We start from the raw sequence: 16763 nt of genomic DNA, 5'->3' as shown, positions 1-16763 counted from the left end.
TCCGATTCCATCCCGAACTCGGTTGTGAAACTTCACCGTGGCCAAGATACTTGTCGGGTTGCCGACCGGGACAATAGCTCGATGCCAGGATTATTCTTTCCTACCCCTCAATCTCACCAGATTGGGGGGTTTGGTTTTTAGGAAAAATCAGAGGATTTTAAATCTAAACCTCGCTCAAATATTGTATCTATGGCTAACATTTCTCCGTCGCTAGTCATAAATTTATGATCTTTGGTTGCTTGGATAGTTTGGCCATTTTCTAGGGTGTATTCAAAGACTTCTTGTAAACCTCGCTCGTGCCATTGAGAGATTGGTTGACTATAAACAAAACCATTTTTATCTACACTATAAACAGTGCAGTTAATTTCTTCGCTCACAATTTTAGCAATTGGTAATAATCCGTATTCCTCAGTTAAAATTAACGTCTCACCTCCCAGACAATATTCGGCAAAATTTACCATCTGTTCAAAGAGATTTTCAGCGATTCTTTTTTCCACACCATTTTTAGCAGCACCATCGATAAACATCTCCCTTTGTTTCTGCATTTCGGAGGCTTTTTTCTTACCCATTGCTCGACGCAATAGATCCGCTTCTCCTAGGGAATAACCGGCTAAATCCTGCGCCATTTTCATAATCTGTTCTTGATAGACTAAAACTGCGTAGGTTTCCTTAAGAATTGGTTCCAATAAAGGATGATCATAACGAATGGGTTCTCTACCGTGTTTTCTGCCAATAAAGAGAGGAATTAATCCCGCATCTAAAGGACCGGGACGATAGAGTGCTAGGATTGAAGATATATCCTCAATACCCGATGGTTTTAACTCTTTAACGATCTGTTTCATCCCCGATGATTCTAACTGGAAAATACCTTCTAAATCCCCTTCTTCTAGTAATCCGTGGGTTTTGAGAATATCAGGAGGTAGTTTTTTATGTTCCCCTTTAGCCCGAATTTGCAGGGCTTTTCTTTCATCTAAAGGCAATTGATCCAGATCGATATCTATGCCCTGATTTTGTTTAATTAAATCGGCGGTTTTTTTCAGAGTAGTTAAATTTCTTAACCCTAAAAAGTCCATTTTTAACAATCCCAATGATTCTAAATCCTCCATGAAATATTGGGTAATTACCGCCCCATCATTATTTTTCTGGAGGGGAACCACTTCATCTAAAGGTTGGGAAGAAATGACGACTCCCGCGGCATGAACTCCGAAGGTTTTGTTAGTACCTTCGATACGAATTGCCATATCTAACCAATGACGCACATGGGGTTCCGTATCGTATCTTTCTTTAAATGCTGGTTCGGGAGTTTCATCGGAAATCATCACTTTTAAAGGTGTGGGTTTACCGCGAGAAACGGGAATCATTTTCGCCATTTTATCCGATTCGGCGTAGGGAATATCTAACACCCGCGCCACATCTTTTAAGACAGCTTTTGATGTCATGCGGTTAAAAGTAATGATTTGGGCAACATTAGCCTCCCCGTATTTTTCCGTGACGTATTGGATCATTTCATCCCGTCTCTCGATACAGAAATCCGTATCAATATCAGGCATAGATTTCCGTTCAGGATTGAGAAAACGCTCAAATAATAAACCGTGATGAACGGGATCAATATTGGTTATTTTTAAAGAATATGCTACCAAAGAACCCGCCGCCGAACCGCGTCCTGGACCGACGGGAATATCATGATCTCTAGCATATTTTATATAGTCCCAAACGACGAGAAAATAGGTAGAAAATCCCATTTTCTGTAACATTTTTAATTCGTATTCTAGCCTTTCTTTGTAAGTAGTTTCAATTTCGTGACGAGAAGGACATTTTAATCTTTCTAGTAATCCTAACCAAGCAATTTCTTCTACATAACTATCAGCAGTATGTCCGGCAGGAACAGGATAATTAGGCAGCCTTGGTTCATTAAATATGTTATAAGGTTCGACTTTTTCTGCTACTTCTAAGGTGTTATTAATCGCTTCTTCAATCACATCTTCTGGCAGATGATCACGAAAAAGTAAGCGCATTTCATCAGCAGATTTTAAGTATTCTGTGCCGCTATAACGGAGACGTTTATCTTCAGTAATTAACTTGGCAGTTTGAATACAAAGCAAGGCATCGTGTGCCTCTACATCGTAACAGGAAATAAAGTGAGAATCGTTAGTAGCAACTACTTTAATTCCTAATTCTTTAGCAATTTTAACTATTTCTACATTAACAATCCGATCTTCTTTAGAACCGTGGTCTTGAATTTCTAAATAAAAATCATCACCAAAAAGTTTTTTATACCATTTAGCCGTTTCCTTCGCCAGTTTCCTGTTATTAGCTAAAATCGCTTGGGGAATCTCTCCACCCAAGCAAGCACTGGTAACTATCAATCCTTCGTGGTATTGTTGGAGTAACTCTTTATTAATACAAGGACGAGCAAAAATGCCTTTACCTTGAATACCTTTCAGATTAGAAATAGTAGTTAATTTAACCAGATTTTTATAGCCTTGAGTGTTTTTGGCTAAAACAACTTGATGATATTTTCGGTGGCGAAGATTGACTTCAATATCGCCATTGACTACATACATTTCGTTGCCAATAATTGGTTTTATTCCCTTATTACGGCAGGTTTTAATTAATTCGATCGCACCATACATGACTCCATGATCGGTTAAAGCGATCGCCGGTTGTCCTAATTCGATCGCTCGATCAATTAGTGCAGGTAATTGGGAAGCACCATCAAGTAAGCTATAATCACTGTGAATATGTAAACCGACAAAAGACATAATTTTTCAGGAAAAAGTAACAAGTAAAAAGCAAAAAAACTAGAATTTACTGACTTTTAATTTTCAGCAATCACAGTCTATTTTTAGGGTTGATTGAGAATCCTATAGGGGAAAGAACTTTCTTCTAAATTAAACCATTGTTCTCGCAGTTTCTGGTTATCATTGCTGCCAACAACAGTATCAACAAATTTTTTCCATTCGGGATCGTTTTTGGGTAAAATACAGCCATAAAGTTCGGTGGTAATCGGTTGACTGGGTAGTAGCACAAATTGTCGCGGATCCTGTCCTTGTTTAACGAGTTCCCCCAGTAGAAGAATTCCATCACTAACCACTGCGTTTACTTCTCCCCTTTGTAATTTTGCCACTGCCTCACTTCGATCGCTGACAGCTTGCCAATTAGCCAGAGGATAGATATAACGAATAATACTATCGGTGGTGGTGTGGGGAATATAGGCGATCGGAACTGTCGCTAAAGTGTTATTAATATCTATTTTATCAACATTTTCCCTTTTAGTTAAAAATTGCGCTCCTGTCATAAAATAGGGAATAGAAAAATTAACCTTTTCTAGTCTTTCTTCCGTAATTGTTGCCGCATTACAGGATAAATCTACTTGTCCCTGTTCCACTTGCTGAAAACGATTATTAGTCGTCGCTTCTGTAAAGGTTATTGTAATCGGTTTACCTAATTCTTGTTCTAATCGACGTTGGACTAAGCGCATTAATTCCACTCCGTAACCTGTCCATTGTCCCGTTTTCTCATCGATATAACTAAAGGGAGTAGCGTCTTTTCTGGCTGCCGCTTTTAATTCTCCCGTGCGAGCAATTCTTTGTAAAACTGTTTCTGCCAAGGCTGATAAATGTAGGTTATTTATCAGTAAAAGACCTAGAAAAATAAACCAAAAGTTTTTAGACATATCAAGAAAGCAAGAAGAGGACAGGAGATAGGGAGAAAAAAGCTAACGGCCGATGTGCGATTAGCAAATGCTGCTGTATTTTAACTACGATCCTCGAATAATCCACTCAAACGTTCTACTTCTGTTTGTGCTGTGTACATAGGAGTTCCAGCCAGAATTCCGGTAACATTGCGGAAAGGTTGACCGATGTGCATACCTTGATGATCGATCGAAAACTCACGAATATCCTTATCGTGCATAGAACCGCGCATTTTTAAAACAGTGATCCCGCGGCGCATTTCTCCATACATTTCCACATAACGCAGCAGAATAATTGAATCGGTAATTGTAGAAATATGAGCTTCTGTAATCGAGGAACCTCCTAATAAAGTGGGAGTGGTGGAAGTAAATAATCCTCCCACCTCTTTTTGCTTAATAAAAGAAGTCAAACCGATAATAAATTCCCGAAATCCTTTCAGATTAGAAACCCTTTCTAAAGCAGATAAACTATCTACTGCCACTCGATTAGGTTGAAACTCCTCGATAATTTCCTTCATCATAATTAAATGATTTTCTAAACCCGTAGTTTCGGGATAACGGCAGACTACCTTTAATTTACCTTCCTTTTCCATGCGGTCATAATCCACACCCCAACCGGTAGCATTTCTAAATAACTGTTCTCGACTTTCCTCGAAGGCAAAAATTAAACATCTTTCCCCATTGGTTACTCCCCCGGCCATAAATTCTGTCACCATCAGGGTTTTTCCTGTTCCTGTGGCTCCCGAAACCAAAATAACCGAATCGCGGAAGAAACCACCCCCACACATTCTATCGAGTTCCAGACTGCCGGAAGTAATACGAATATTAGAGGATTTTTGTTCTAATTCAATGGCTGATAAAGGAATAATCACGGCCCCTTTGTTGGGAATAATTGTAAAAGGAAATTCTCCTTTTTGGTGATCGGTTCCGCGATATTTTAAAATTTCGATCGTCCTTCTTCTTTTCTCATCGGTTAAAACGTTGCGTAAAATCACCACATTATCGGCCACAAACTCCTCCACCCCATAACGACTGATTTCGCCGTATTCTTGGGTTCTTTCTGCGGTCATAATCGCTGTTACTTCCAATTCTCGCAAAGCGGTTGCCAGACGAAAAAGATCACTTCTCACTTGAGCGCTATCACTTAAATGGCTGAAAATTGCGCCTAAAGAATCCATAGACACCCGTTTGGCTTTATTTTTGCGGATAGCAAACTCAATGCGAGCGATTAATGCGCCTAGGTCGTATTCTCCCGTCACCATCGGCTTTTCTTCGGGTTGGGGGGAAGCATCGACAAAGGCCCATTGGCGATTTTCCTCCCACTGCCGGATATTCCAACCAAAACCACCCATATTTTTTCTTAGTGCTTGGGGTGGCTCCTCGAAGGTGACAAAAACGCCATTTTCTCCATTTTTGATGCCTTCTGCGAGAAATTGACAGGCAAACACCGTTTTAGCACTTCCTGCCGTCCCCGCTATCAAAGTTGCTCTTCCTTTCGGTAATCCCCCTTCCGAAAGAAAATCAAAGCCGGGGATTCCTGTTTCTAACTTCTCAATCAACTCTAGGGGATTATTTTGCGTCATTCTAAGTTCTCTATGAAAACGAGCTAATCTTTATTGTACCTATTTCAGTGACCAGTGATACCAGAAATTTATCCCTAGTTTGAGAGTTTGAGCATTGGTAATAAAATTTCCAAGACATAGTTTAAATGCAGGACAGCTTAACCCAAGAATAAATGGGGCGTTGTCAGATGTAAAGATGCTCCGAATCAGCTTGGAACTGAAATTACTTTGATAGCAAGGATTGCATTGTATCTTTCATATTCTGAGCTGACAACGCCTCTTTTCTAGCTTGACTTTCAACTAGCAACCATCTTTGTTTTATCCCCCCATAGTTAGAGCTTGTTTCCCGCCAGGAATAACCCGGTATTTCTGAATCGGTTAACTCTTTTTCTGAGATGCTATCGACTAACTCTTGAGCGGCTTTAATGCTGAAGGGGACTCGAGATAACCAACGCATTTCTCTCATTAGTCTTTTTAAACCCCAGGGCGCTATCGCCGACTATTAAACTGTCAAAGTCAACTTGTTTTTGAAATTCTCGGGCGATTTGACCAAAAACCGCTTTGTCCGCTTCATTTCCGTCACCTACTTTCAGGAATAAAGGTACATCTCCATCCCCACTTACGATTAAGTCAATCATAAATTGTTTTAAGTCAGGTCTTCGGTCGCGGGAGTATCCGTAGGTAATTTTTATTGGCTGTTGTCCGGTTTCAATTTCTTCTCCCACTGCTCCTGATTTCAGGATTTCTACTGTTGGGTATTCCTTTTTATATTCTCCTTCCACTGATAGAGAAGTCGAATCTAAATGGCAATTCTCGGTCGCTACACCAAATTTTTTCACGGCTGCTAAACTAATCAGTAGGAAAATGACCGAAACATTAAGTTGATAAAGTTTGTCCATTACTCGACCAATTTTATCATCATTTAATTGTTTGGGTTCGATGCCCTCTCCCAGCAAATGTTCGGTTGCTTTATCTTCAAAAAATTGAGGAAATAAATACAAGGACCCGGAGACAAATCCCAATCCATTCAGGATAATTGCTTTCACGACTTGCCCCGCTGTGACAATTTCTCCTCGCTCAATTGAGACTTGTTCGTTGATAATTTCAACGATTCCTATTTCATCGATAATTCCGGCTACTAATCCCAGATGGTCTAGATTTTTGACTTCAATTTCTGTTGATTGATTCATGGTCGAACAGTCCACTGCCTAAGTTTTCCAACAATTCCTATTTTTTCATAATTAGGGGTCTCAAGACCGCCCTAGCGGCCACCGAGAAAACCTTCACCAGCTAAGTATTTTTACTCAAGTCTCTGGAGGGGGACAGCTTATGTGACAGTTGAGGGTGCGGAATGTGGGATGGATTGTTTCTCCCTGCTCCCCGCTCCCCGCTCCCCACTATCCTATACTTTTTCAACAGGATTTGGTATCAGACCCCTGCCTAATATTATCTCAGGACTAAAAGGTTTTCTGGTGGAGAAATCGACCTAATTGACACTCCCATCGCTAAATATTCCTTGTCTTGCTACTGAGGTGGTGTTTTAGCGATTTCTGCTTGCTGTTTTGGCTTTTCTTTCTCCTGTACAACCTGGCTGAAATACCCTTCCACATCGCGCTGGATAATGTTTTCTACTCGTTGAGCAAAATCGGGATAGACTTCGGCGTGATTTTGGGCATGGCGATAAGAACCACTCAACTGGAGAAATTGCCAGCCCTCAATTTTCATCGCCTCGGCCGTGTTGCGATAGTGGCGATAGCGTTCGCCATAATGAAAAAACTCTTCAACGGCAGCACTGATAGCAACCACCTGACTTAAGCCAAAGGCGAGCCAACCGACTACTACTTTAACATCATTGGCGTTGATATTAAGACTGACCAAGGCTGGAACGATCACCCCCCCGATAATTGTGAGCAGTCGGAGAAAATAGTATTGGTTGCGGGTTGTCTGGGCCCGGCCTTCTAGCCACAGTAATTGATCGAGCCAGCGGGCTTTCATAAACTGCTTCTGTAAATCTGGCAAGTCAATCTGCTCGATCAAAGCACAGATTTCTTGCTTGAACTGATCGCGATAAGATTGGGACTTTTTTGGCATAATATTTGTACTTTTAATCAGTTAGTAGAAAAAAATTGCGGCTCTGGTTGATCAAGCTTCCCGATTCCCGATTCCTGCTCCTTGAGCTTTCCAATAATCAAACTTAGTTGTGTCTAGATGCTCGACAATCCCTCCTAATTGACGTACTTGCTTGACCATATCACCAGTCCCGCCACGTCCATCACCGCCTTTGCCATCCCAGAGGACAATCAACCGCACCCGATCGATTCCGTAGATCAAACCGGAATAGAGCGCCCAACGATTGTTGCGCTCAAAGGGATTGCTTCCTTGCGGGACTGCTCCGATTCTTTCTGGTTGTAGGTTGAGCGCGACCTGGGGATGATTCTTAATTCTATAGAAACGCTCTACCCAATCATCGCCGGCAAAGCTGACTGACTCTTCAATAAATTGAGCCGACTCGAAGGGCAGATAGACCTCGACTTTCATCTGGCGCTCTAAACAGGCTTCTAGAAACAGGATATCGCCCCCACAAGCGAGTCCCGGCACGATCGCCAGATCTCCGGCATCAGCTTTTAGATTATCGAGTACCTCCTTAATTTTTTGTTGCGCCTCGGTTTCCATATCCGAGGGAAACCGAGGCCTCGGGCGGTCTGGCTTGTCAATCATGTGGCCGGAGAAGAGGAAAACTTGCGGAGGTTCCTTCACCGTTGGGGAGGAGATCGCGGCTTCTTGATGTTCTATTCTCTCCAATTCTGCTTCGAGGACATCGAGGCCCGACTTGACATATTCAAGGCGGAAATTCAGGGATTCTAAGAGTTTCAATTGTTCTAGGGTTGAAAGTAAAGCAAATTTATTGTTCCAGAGCCGGTTGAGCGCCCTTTTATAGGCTCTGGCCACCTGTTGCGGGTTGCGGGCGGTACAGATGGCCAGATCGCCGAGGGAGAGGAAGACCCAAACATCGTTGTTATCCTTGAGAGCAGCACTGTCCAAGCTAAATTTAACGGCTCCAGACAGCACCGGCAACTCCTCTTTGATCGCTTTCTCTTCTGGATCGCTATCCTTGCCAGCCGGTGGCGCTAAATGCTTCAGCAGAGATGATAAGATCAGGGCGTTGATGCCGGAATAGTAATGATTCTGATCGAGGCGGTAGGCTTGCAGGTAAGTCTCAATCGCTTTTTGTAGTAAGTGGGCCGATGCGTAAGCTATTTGGCGGCGCTCCGCTTCATTGGAGATGCCGACCCATCGCTCCTTCCACATTTCCTTGTAAATGCGAGCTAAGTAGGAAATGGCATCTATATTGGCCGGTTCATCCCGCAGCAGCGACTCTAACTGTACGACTGCCTCATCATATCGCTTCAGTCGGCTCAGGTGAAAGGCTTCCTCGCGCCGGAATTCGGCATTTTTCGGCTGCATTGTCAGTCCGTTGCGATATTGCTGCAGCGCAAGTTGATAATTTCCTAGATTTCTTAAGGCTTTCCCCGCTTCGGCGATCGCCTCGCATTTTATTAGGGGGTTGCTCACTTCTTCGGTCAACAGCAAAACGTCACCAATGCGATCTTGGCGTTGGGCAATCACTACCCGTTTCCGCCAATTGTTGTACTCATCCCAGTAGCCAATGGCTAGGGGGGTTTGCAGGGACCGGCGATCGGGTTCTTCCAAGCCGTCGAGTAAATTGAAAATGGGGCTGTGAATGCGATTAGGGTCTGATTCCCAGGTAGCGCGAGCCATTTTAGCGATCGCCTGCTTGTCTTTTTCCAGGTATTGGCGATCGGGCTGGCCATTCTCGTCACAATGATAGGGGAGAGTGCGAACGTTAAAAATATCGAAAGGCATATGACCTCGTCCCGACTGGATATGAATTAGTCCTCGCTTGCGTAGGGCGTGGCGTACTCCTAACTCATAAAAAACGTTGGCATTATCAATGCTGAGGTCAGCAATTACCAGATCCGCCAGCAATAGTTCCTGAAACATATCGGTGAGGATATCGCCGCTGACGCTTTCTTCATCGGCTCGAAACGGCTCAAATCCAGCTTCGATTAAGGCTGGTTTAATTAAATCTTGATAGATGCTATTAAAATCTATCCAGCGGTCGTCTGGCCCTTTTTTCTTACCAAAGGGCATGACGACGAAGGCATGGGGCAATCCCTGGGGGCTGGCAGCGGTATCATGCTCTTGTTTCGGTTGGGGAACTAGCTCTAGGTTGGACTCAGAAACTTGTTCGGCGTTGGCGGTAGAATTTTTCTGGTTAATAATCTCTTGACTGGGCATCTTAATCTCCCTGACTCCAGCAAAATTTATCATAACTTATTTTAGTGAGATTGAATCCCCAGCCATTTTTTGTTAAAAAAGGGTTCTTCTCAACCTAGTATGTAAAAAGGGAAGAGCCTAAAAAACTAACATAGTTACCAACAGTAACAGTGCCAGATTAGTCGGCCAATAAAGTAGCTTTGGGATTAAGTTATTTTTATAATCAATCCAATCAATTTTGATATTAGAAGCAAAAAGTATGGCATTAATTGCGACTAAAAGAATCATTATATATAGTATAAAGTAGAAATAATCAAGATAAATAATACCTGCCGTGATAATTTTTTGTCTGAGATTAATCTGATCGATAATGACAATGAAAAGAAAAGCCCCACAAGCGGAAACGATCTCTAAAGCGGTAAAATCTTGATTTTCACCGCTCTCTTTATGTTTGATGATCAGTATTTGAATACAAAAAAGCAGTAATAGGACAACAATAATTATCATCATATTACTAATCAGTACATTGATAAAATTTCGTTGGAGAACAACCGTAAAATAGAGTTCGGGAAAATTGTCCTGGCCGATATAGCTGTTAATGCCAAAATTGGTATTATAGTTATTGAGTTTGTACTGGAAAAAACTACTCTTAATATCCCAACCAGGTAAAACAAAATCCTCTGCTAAACCGGGTAGGGAAGTAGGAACCATCAAATCGTAGGCATCAAAATCTGGGGTGAGGATGATATTTTTGTAGAAGTCTTTAGGCCAGAGGCGAATCCAGACATCTTTAACATCAAAGGGATATTTAGAATAATCAAAGTTTTCTCGGAGTTTAGCTTCAAAATACCAGACGATCACTTCAAAATTTTGGTCTTGATGACGATGAATCTCGGTTACATTGGGATCAACTGCTTCGGGAAGAATAAAACCCCGACTGACGTTTTGAGGGATATTCTTATCATACTTTTGCCAAATATAGCCCGTGATAAACACATCATTAGCATCTTCAAATTCTAGAGACTGCACAAAAACTCCTGTGGGAATATAGAGGGGGGAGTCTTTAGGGTTTTCGGATTTACGAGATTGCAAGAATTTATTTAAACCCGCTTTTTTCAGAAGCACTATATTGTTTTTCTGTTCGATTTTACGTTCAGAGATTTGCAGATACCAGATAAATCCGATTCCCGCCAGCAAGACAACAGAAGTGGAAGAAGAGACAGCCCAAAGACTGCGAACACTGCCTTTGTAAGCGCGAAAGATTAGGATAAATAGAAAAAAGAAAAAGCTAATTATCTGTAGGTTAATCAGCAGCAGTTTGTGATGTAAGCTCTTGGTATTTAATAAAATTTCATCTTGAACAAAGACAGCAATTAATGTCCAACCAGTAGTAGGAATAGGTTCAAAAAATATCCAGCTAGATTGTCCCGTTAAGGGATTTTCAAAATCCATTTCAATCTTAGATCCTTTAAGAGCTTTTTGGGCTGGAACTCGCAATTTTTCTGGTTTATACCCTTGAGAAATTATTTGAAAGATGGTTTTTTGCTCTTTAACCCAATCTTCTCTAGGACTATAGATAAAAGTTCCTTTTTTAGATAGGATAAATCCGTAGCCAGTCTTACCTAGTTTGAGGGAGTTCATTAAGTTTTTTAACCCATCTAGAGAATAGTTGGCGAAGACTACCCCAGAAGGAATATTTTTTTTGGTTTTCGGATTAAGGCGATAAAAAGGAGTGCTAAATTCTGCGAGTAAAGTGTTAGTTGCCGCTCCAAAATGAGGTTCTAACCAAACTGAACCGGAGGCTAAGGACTGGATATACCAATCACCCTTTCCGGGTTGAGTATAATCGTAAAAAGATTCCAGTTGCAGTAATTGCAGTTTACCCTGTTTTCTGATGTAGTAGGGACCATACAGACGCATCTGGGAATTGTAAGTATAGGGAGCATAAGCCGCACCGACACCGAACCAATTGGGATTTTGTTCTATCGTGCTTTTTAATCGCTCAAGCAACTGTCGGTCTTCAAGTTTACCCTGACTGATATCGTGGGCGATAGAATTGGCACTATCCTGGAGTTTACGAAGCTGGTTATCGATTTCTTTAGCGGCGCGGACAGCTTCTTGTCGGGCATTATTTTTCGCTGTTTCTCTGGTTTGATTTTTCTCCCGCCAGTAAGCATAAATGGTGAAGGTCGCCAACAAGAAACTGATGACGCAGAGAGTCAGGGACAGTCTAAAGATTCGTTGTTGCCAAGGATTAGTTTGAGGTTGCATTTTGACTTAACCTTATTTTATTTTAATAATCTTTGCCGAGAATCTGATCACAAAGGCGGCGATCGCTCTCTGTCACCTCAGAGTTATGCTGTAAATAATCCTTTAACCACTTGCAAGCGTATCTTTGGATATCTTGGGGCGTTAAATTGGAAGCCAAATCCCAAATAATTACTGTTTTGTTGCTGCTCCCGGAGACAAGAGTTTTACCGTCTCGACTAAAATGGATGGCGTTAACATCAGCCCCAAACCCCGGCAGCACATTCACCAAAGTACCGTCAAGTTGCCAAATTCTAATGGTATCATCAGCACTAGCCGAAGCAATTTGTTGTCCGTCGGGGCTAAATTTAACGTCCAACACCGAATTAGAATGTCCTTCGATGGTTCTAACAGAGGAAGGAAGCCATTGTCCCTTTTCATCAGTCTTCCAGAGTTTGATAGTATTGTCGTCACTCCCAGAAACAAGCATGCGACCGTCTCGGCTAAAATCAACCCCTAAAACGGAACTTAGATGTCCTTTGAGAGTGACAATACTTAGCAAAGTGCCATGGCCATCTATCTGCCAGATTTTGATGCTATTACTCGCACTTCCAGAAGCAATAAACTTGCCGTCTGGGCTAATCGCCACTGCTTGAACACCATCAGTGTGTCCTTTGAGGTTATTAAGTAATTTCCCATCTAGCCGCCAGATTTTAAGCGTTTTATCCCAATTTCCTGAGACAATTAACTTACCGTTGGGGCTAATTGCTACAGAGTGAACACCACCAGTATCTCCTTTCAAGGTATTGAGCAATTTACCATCTAGCCCCCAAATTCTGACAGTTCCGTCTAGACTTCCTGAAACAATAAATTGACCATTAGGACTAATTTTGACGGTGCTAACTGAACCTTTATGTCCTAGTAGCGTCCTCAGTGTGCCATCTTGCTTCCAGAGTTTGATTGTTTTATCGAAACTCCCTGAGACGATTACATCAGCATTTAAATCTACAGCCGACACCACATCGCTATGGCCAAAAAGAGTCGTCACTAATTCGTTGTAAGGTTTCCAGAGTCTAACCGTTTTGTCGTTACTACCTGAAACAATTTCCAGGTTGTTACCGTAGTTACGGACATCAACTGTATTAACTGCATCGCTATGTCCCTGGAGAGTCATCAATAAAGTACCGTCCAGTTTCCAGAGTCTGACTGTTCTGTCATAACTTCCTGAAACGATTTGCTGACCATCTGGGGTAAAAGTCAGCCCGTAAACAGAGGCTTCATGGCCACTAAAAGTGATGGTCGGCGAGGTATCGTCTAGCTTCCAAAGTTTGAGCGTTTTATCTCGACTACCTGAGACAATCGACTGACCATCGGGGCTGAAAGCGACCACCTTAACTGTATCCCCATGTCCTTCCAGCGTCCTCAATAGGGTGCCATCTCGTTTCCAGAGTTTGAGCGTTTTATCCCGACTACCTGAGACAATCAACTGGCCATCAGGGCTGAAAGCGACTGCCTTAACTGCCCCCCGATGTCCTTCCAGCGTCCTCAATAAGGTGCCGTCTCGTTTCCAGAGTTTAACAGTTTTATCGTTACCACCAGAGGCAATCAACTGACCATCAGGGCTGAAAGCGACTGCATTTACGCCATCTTTATCCCCTTGAATAGTTTTCTCTAAGGTTCCATCGCGCTGCCAGAGTTTAATCGTGTTATCCACACTGGCGGAGGCCAGCAGTTGCCCGTCGGGGCTGAAAGCCACTGCATTTACTGAACCTTTGTGTCCACCACGCTTTTCACCAAGAGTGGCTAATAAACTCCCGTTTCTTTTCCAGAGTTTGATCCTGTTATCTGCACTAGCGGAGGCAATCATCTCACCATCGGGGCTAAATTTGACTCCTAAAACATCGCCATAATGTCCTGAGAAGATATTAGCTTGTTTGATGCCATAGAGGGCTATCTTGAGCATCTCTTTCAGATCATCTTTCCGCTCGGGCGGTAGATTAACGAAAGGTATTGACTCTAAATCCGTTCGTAGCCGCTGGGCCTTCATAGCTGCTGTCAACGCTTCCAATTGTTCATTTAAGGCAAAGGAAGCTTGACTGGTTCGACCGACCGCGACAATCTCGCTAATGGCTGCTTGGCGATACTCTGAGGCGGCAAAAAACCCCAAGCAAGTCGCCACCGCCCCGAATAAACTGACGACGACTAACCACTGCTTTTGCCGTCTGGCATTTTTTTTCTCTTGTTCTAGGCGTTTTTCTGCCTCTTGGGTTCGTTCTTGCTGAAGCTTGAGTAACTGTTGTTGTCGTTCTTTTTCTGCTGTTTCCGCCGCTTCAATGGCTGTCTGACTAGCTTGAATAAATTCCTTATGTAACTCGGTTGCCGGGGGTTGTTTATTTTGTTCCTCAATTTTCTTTAACCAAGTTTGAGCGAGGACAAATTCACTGCCCCGGAGTAGTAAGTCAGCATTTTCTTGGCTATTTTCCCATTCTTTTGCTCTCTGTAACCATTTGCTATGGTTATGAACGTGATCTCTGTCTGTATGTATGGTTCTAACTAACTGAGTAAAATTGGTCAGAAAGTCCCCACCATGCTGACTAAAATCAAGCCACTGAATACTAGCTAAGGCAGCGGGCAAATCTTTGGCTGCAACTTTTTGGTGTAAGATCGGGATAATTCGCTTATTTAATTTTTGGGCATATTCCACCTCATCAGAACAATAAGGTGAATTGATAGATTTGGGAGAAATGATAAATACAAAGTTGTCGGAAATTTCAATGCCTTGATAAATTTCTCGCCGAAAATCTTCTCCCGAAGCGATACTTTCTTGATCGAACCAAGTGAGCTTACCGAGTGAAGTCAGAGCCTCATTTAATCTTCTTGCTAAATCTGAATCGGCACGAGAATAAGAGATAAAAACTTCTAAAGAAGATGGTTTATGTTGATTGAGACTAGCGATAATAAATTCTTCCTGTAGCGGTAAGGGAGGGGATTCTTTTCGCTGTTTAGCTACCTTCAGCCAAGCTTCAAAATGTTGGAGATTATAGCCTCGCAATAGGACACTAGGGTTGTGGGTTTGCTGCTGCCATTTCAAGGCTTTGACTAACAGCACTTTATGACTTTCATGATAAGCAACATCACTGTTTAATTCCTTCAATAATTTATCGATACTACTGCGATATTTTTCCCGATCTTCATATTCAGTTAAGTCAATAAATTGTAATTTCTGTAACTGGGAGGGGATTAACTCAATATCGGTCTTTTCAATCAGCAGAGGAATAATGCGTTTGTTGGTAGCAAAAGCGTGAGCAAGTTCTAGATAACAGTATGATGATTGCAGGGCTTCTGGAGATATTAAATAAACAAAGTTATCCGCCCCTTCAATACCTTTATTAATTTGCTCCTGAAAGGCAGTTCCCGTTTTAATATCCGTCTGATTAGTCCAGACGGTAAAGCCTTCGCGCATCAGAGTCTTGCGAATTTTCTCCTTGATGGCATTATCTTTTTCTGACGATGACAGGAAAACCTGTGTCATCAAATTATTAGCATTTTTACTACTTTCGCTAATAAATTCGCAGTGTAAGTCCGTGGGCAAGCAAGGCGGCTGTTCCTCAGTAAATCTATGTTTTAACCACTTTTCTGCTGCCTGTCTCTCTTCGCCAATTAACAGATAATTAGTTTGCTTCTGATTCCTTAACCAATTTAAGGCTTTAACTAAAAAAATACTGTGCTTCTGGACATAGTGTTGCTGCTGATCAATCGCACCGATCAAACCAGCAAAAGAGCTTTCAAAATCATCAATTTCTTCTCGGAAGTAGATCCAGTTAATTTTGCCGATCACCGGGTGCATATTCGGAAAACTAGAATGCCTTCCCTCGGCTTGATATGTTTGCCAGTCAGTTTCAGTTTTATCTGGATTTCTTTGCCGCCAAGTTTCTTGGCTAATTTGTTCAACATGAAGCAGCGGAATAATGCGCTTGTTGTACTTAATCGCTAGATTAATTTCTTTCAGGCAATATTGCGAATTAACTGAATGAGGTGCGATAATAAAAATAAAGTTATGTGTCCTCTCGATGCCATCATTAATCTGTTCTTGATAGTCCACAGCCAAGGGAATATCTTCTTCGTCGAACCAGACGTTTAAGCCTTGTGCAGTCAACCTTTGATTAAGCTTAATAGCAAAAGCTTTACTATCAGCCCGTCCATAGGAGATAAAGACATCAAAGAAATTTTTCATTTTACTGTCCCTGTGAACTTTAGAGAAAAAGAAAAGTTATTTGCCTACGCAGAGTAACTGGAGTTTGGCGTTGTCAGATCAGAATAGGAAAGATGCCATGCAATCCTTGCTATCAAAGTCATTTCAGTTCCCAGCTGATTCGGAGCATCTTTCAATTTGACAACGCCATTTTTTCTGACCAATCAGATTCACCCTGTAATTGCAGAGACTGAGCAGTTTCCAGAAACGTTTTAGGTGGTTTTACTTCATTGGGTAAAACACTTTCATTGACATCCTCGCCGCCGTGAAACGGACGGCGATTCCCAAACCTCACGATTTGGGTTTCTGCTTCTTTCCCGAAGGATTTTTCGCACCTGCCTTAACAGATTTACTCTGTTCTGGTCTTATGGTCGCTCTACAGACTGACACCGCAAGCCCTGCGGCCAAAATATTTTTACTGGCGTTAATATCTCGGTCATGGTGTGTCCCACAGTCTGGACAGTCCCATTCTCGAACATTTAACGGCATTTTCAAGGGCAATATACCCGCAATTACTACACCTTTTAGAGCTAGGAAACCATCTATCTATTTCGATGTAGTTTCTCCCATACCAACGGCATTTGTAGGCTAATTGTCACCCCCCCAACCCCCCCGACGTCGGGGGGGCAAGGGGTAGGGCTGTTTCATTCTCCCATGAGAATATCAAAAGTAAAAGCGATCACTATCAGGTAAAATGAGAAGTGACCGC

At 42.2% G+C, this 16763-nt stretch carries 8 protein-coding genes and 2 pseudogenes; all 10 read right to left on the bottom strand.

Annotated elements, in window-relative coordinates; genetic code table 11:
• Positions 1 to 137 precede the first annotated feature (137 nt).
• Positions 138 to 2762 carry a DNA polymerase III subunit alpha gene (locus H6F92_RS18630; RefSeq protein ID WP_190359038.1) on the bottom strand — a complete coding sequence of 875 codons (2625 nt, stop codon included), beginning with the start codon at positions 2760 to 2762 and terminating at the stop codon, positions 138 to 140.
• An 83-nt stretch (positions 2763 to 2845) separates the two neighbouring features.
• Positions 2846 to 3676 (bottom strand): amino acid ABC transporter substrate-binding protein, encoded by an 831-nt coding sequence (locus H6F92_RS18625; RefSeq protein WP_190359037.1) that lies wholly within the window; start codon positions 3674 to 3676, stop codon positions 2846 to 2848.
• A gap of 80 nt (positions 3677 to 3756) precedes the next feature.
• Positions 3757 to 5277, bottom strand: a complete 1521-nt coding sequence (gene kaiC / locus H6F92_RS18620; RefSeq protein ID WP_002797104.1) for a circadian clock protein KaiC — start codon at positions 5275 to 5277, stop codon at positions 3757 to 3759.
• 253 nt (positions 5278 to 5530) lie between these two features.
• Positions 5531 to 6446: pseudogene (locus H6F92_RS18615) on the bottom strand (IS1634 family transposase); the annotation flags it as partial.
• Between the two features lie 334 nt (positions 6447 to 6780).
• Entirely contained in the window at positions 6781 to 7347 is a 567-nt protein-coding gene (locus H6F92_RS18610) for a DUF4231 domain-containing protein (protein ID WP_190359036.1), read from the bottom strand.
• Positions 7348 to 7398: 51 nt separating this feature from the next.
• Complete coding sequence (locus H6F92_RS18605; RefSeq protein ID WP_190359035.1) at positions 7399 to 9576, bottom strand: tetratricopeptide repeat-containing protein; 2178 nt, start codon at positions 9574 to 9576, stop codon at positions 7399 to 7401.
• A 117-nt stretch (positions 9577 to 9693) separates the two neighbouring features.
• On the bottom strand, positions 9694 to 11826 hold the full coding sequence (locus H6F92_RS18600; protein ID WP_190359034.1) for a cache domain-containing protein: 2133 nt from the start codon (positions 11824 to 11826) through the stop codon (positions 9694 to 9696).
• A 22-nt stretch (positions 11827 to 11848) separates the two neighbouring features.
• A complete protein-coding gene (locus tag H6F92_RS18595; protein ID WP_190359033.1) occupies positions 11849 to 16036 on the bottom strand; it encodes a TIR domain-containing protein in 4188 nt (1395 codons plus the stop codon).
• 151 nt (positions 16037 to 16187) lie between these two features.
• Positions 16188 to 16349, bottom strand: a complete 162-nt coding sequence (locus tag H6F92_RS18590; RefSeq protein ID WP_186814341.1) for a hypothetical protein — start codon at positions 16347 to 16349, stop codon at positions 16188 to 16190.
• Positions 16346 to 16649: pseudogene (locus tag H6F92_RS18585) on the bottom strand (RNA-guided endonuclease InsQ/TnpB family protein); the annotation flags it as partial. The pseudogene H6F92_RS18585 and the gene H6F92_RS18590, both read right to left, overlap by 4 nt.
• Positions 16650 to 16763: the final 114 nt, after the last annotated feature.

Source organism: Microcystis wesenbergii FACHB-1317 (assembly GCF_014696875.1).
In the GTDB taxonomy this organism is placed as follows: Bacteria; Cyanobacteriota; Cyanobacteriia; order Cyanobacteriales; family Microcystaceae; genus Microcystis; species Microcystis wesenbergii_A.
Note: the sequence above shows the minus strand (reverse complement) of the source record. Positions and strands in the feature narration are given on the sequence as shown.

Coding starts and splice junctions, on each gene's coding strand:
- H6F92_RS18600 (WP_190359034.1), bottom strand. CDS start 11,826: ATGCAACCTCAAACTAATCCTTGGCAACAACGAATCTTTAGACTGTCC.
- kaiC (WP_002797104.1), bottom strand. CDS start 5,277: ATGACGCAAAATAATCCCCTAGAGTTGATTGAGAAGTTAGAAACAGGA.
- H6F92_RS18630 (WP_190359038.1), bottom strand. CDS start 2,762: ATGTCTTTTGTCGGTTTACATATTCACAGTGATTATAGCTTACTTGAT.
- H6F92_RS18595 (WP_190359033.1), bottom strand. CDS start 16,036: ATGAAAAATTTCTTTGATGTCTTTATCTCCTATGGACGGGCTGATAGT.
- H6F92_RS18625 (WP_190359037.1), bottom strand. CDS start 3,676: ATGTCTAAAAACTTTTGGTTTATTTTTCTAGGTCTTTTACTGATAAAT.
- H6F92_RS18610 (WP_190359036.1), bottom strand. CDS start 7,347: ATGCCAAAAAAGTCCCAATCTTATCGCGATCAGTTCAAGCAAGAAATC.
- H6F92_RS18605 (WP_190359035.1), bottom strand. CDS start 9,576: ATGCCCAGTCAAGAGATTATTAACCAGAAAAATTCTACCGCCAACGCC.